The following is a 1914-nucleotide window of genomic DNA, read 5'->3' as shown; positions in this document are numbered from 1 at the left end:
CGGTGATCTCGGCCATGTCGTCCTCGGTCAGCTCGAAGTCGAACACGTCGGCGTTCTCGGCCATGCGGGCGGGGGTGACGGACTTCGGGATGACGATGTCGCCGCGCTGCAGGTGCCAGCGCAGGGTCACCTGGGCGGTGGACCGGCCGAGCCGGGCGGCGATCGCGGTGAGCACCCGGTCGTCGAGCACCCGGCCCTGGGCGATCGGGGAGTACGCCTCGGTGGCGATGCCGTGCTCGGCGTCGAACGCCCGGACCCGGTCCTGGGTGCGGTACGGATGCACTTCGATCTGGTTGACGGCCGGCACCGTCGCGTTGGCGCCCAGCAGGCGACGCAGGTGGTCCTGCTCGAAGTTGGACACGCCGATCGCCTTGACCCGGCCGGAGCGGTACATCTCCTCCATGGCGCCCCAGGTGTCGGTGAAGTCCCCGTCGGTGGCCAGCGGCCAGTGGATGAGGAACAGGTCGAGGTAGTCGAGCCCGAGGTTCTCCATCGTGGTGTCGAAGGCGCGCAGCGCGTCGTCGTGCGCGTGTGCGCTGCCCGTCAGCTTGCTGGTCACGAAGATGTCGGCGCGGTCGATGCCGGATTCGCGAACGGCCTGGCCGACCCCCTTCTCGTTGCGGTAGGCCTCCGCGGTGTCGATGTGCCGGTAGCCGACCTCCAGTGCGGCAAGAGTCACCTCCCGGGTGTCCTTCGGCGGGACCTGGTAGGTCCCGAAGCCGAGCTGCGGGATCTCCACACCGTTGTTGAGGGTCACGGCGGGCGCTGTTTCGGAAGACATGCGGTTCCTCGATCGTCTCGACGGGGCCGACGCCCTCGCAGGTCGGCGCGGGTTCGGCCATCTGTGCACAGAAGATCACATGCCCGGCTCACGATCCGGAAACCGCCCACGTGTCGGAGCGGCCCCGGCTCGGACCCGGCTCGGACCCCGGCGCCGCGTCGAAGCGGCGCGGGCGGGTCCTCAGCGGACTCGGGTCAGTGCCAGGTTGAGTTTGAGCACGTTGACGTGCTTCTGGCCGAGGAAGCCCAGCACGCGGCCGTGGGTGTTGTCGGCCACGAGTCGGCGTACGGTCGCCGGGCTGAGCCCCCGGGCCCGGGCCACCCGGTCGACCTGCTCGTGGGCGTACGCCGGGGAGATGTCGGGGTCCAGTCCCGATCCGGAGGTGGTGACGGCGTCGGGCGGCACCTCGTCCGGGCTGACGCCGTCGAAGGCGGCGATCGCGGCCTGGCGCTGCCGGATCGAGCTGATCAGGTCGGGGTTGTTCGGGCCGAGGTTGCTGGCCCCGGAGGCGAGGGGGTCGTATCCGCCCGCGGACGGCCGGGGCTGGAAGAACCTCGGGTCCGGCCGGGGCGCCTCGTCGGCGTTGTCCGGGTTCTTCTTCGGCAGGTCGAAGTTCTGGCCCAGGAGGCTGGAGCCGACGACCCGTCCCCCGCGCTCGACCTCGGAGCCGTTGGCCTTGTGGCTGAAGGCGGCCTGCGCGATGCCCGTGACGACGAGCGGATAGGCGACTCCGGTGATCACAGTGAGCACCAGCAGCATCCGCAGTGCGGCCAGGAGGGTGCGGACGGTGGCCGGAAGGGATTCGAGCATGGCGGGTTGCCCTCTTCTTCGGTCAGCGCAGTCCGGGGATGAACTGGACGATCAGGTCGATGACTTTGATGCCGGCGAACGGGAGCACCAGGCCGCCCAGGCCGTAGACCCAGATGTTGCGGCTGAGCAGCTGGGCGGCGGAGGCCGGGCGGTAGCGCACGCCGCGCAGGGCCAGCGGGATCAGCGCGACGATGATCAGGGCGTTGAAGATGATCGCGGAGGAGATCGCCGAGGTCGGGCTGTGCAGCTTCATGATGTTGAGCTGGTTCAGGCCCGGAAAGGCGACGGTGAACATGGCCGGGATGATGGCGAAGTACTTGGCC

2 protein-coding genes and 1 pseudogene are annotated in these 1914 nt (G+C 69.7%); all 3 read right to left on the bottom strand.

Annotated features, from left to right (window positions below; genetic code table 11):
* Window positions 1-781 (bottom strand): aldo/keto reductase (locus tag GA0115240_RS35165; RefSeq protein WP_093743202.1); only part of this gene is annotated, 781 nt, incomplete at its 3' end.
* Between the two features lie 180 nt (window positions 782-961).
* The gene (gene kdpC / locus GA0115240_RS35160; protein ID WP_093743200.1) at window positions 962-1591 is read right to left on the bottom strand and encodes a potassium-transporting ATPase subunit KdpC; all 630 of its coding nucleotides are present in this window, start codon (window positions 1589-1591) and stop codon (window positions 962-964) included.
* A gap of 22 nt (window positions 1592-1613) precedes the next feature.
* Window positions 1614-1914 (bottom strand): annotated as a pseudogene (locus tag GA0115240_RS35155) (potassium-transporting ATPase subunit B); the annotation flags it as partial.

It is taken from the genome of Streptomyces sp. DvalAA-14 (assembly GCF_900091855.1).
Classification (GTDB): Bacteria; Actinomycetota; Actinomycetes; order Streptomycetales; family Streptomycetaceae; genus Actinacidiphila.
The sequence above is the reverse complement of the archived record's forward strand: the minus strand, read 5'-3'. Positions and strand labels throughout refer to the sequence as shown.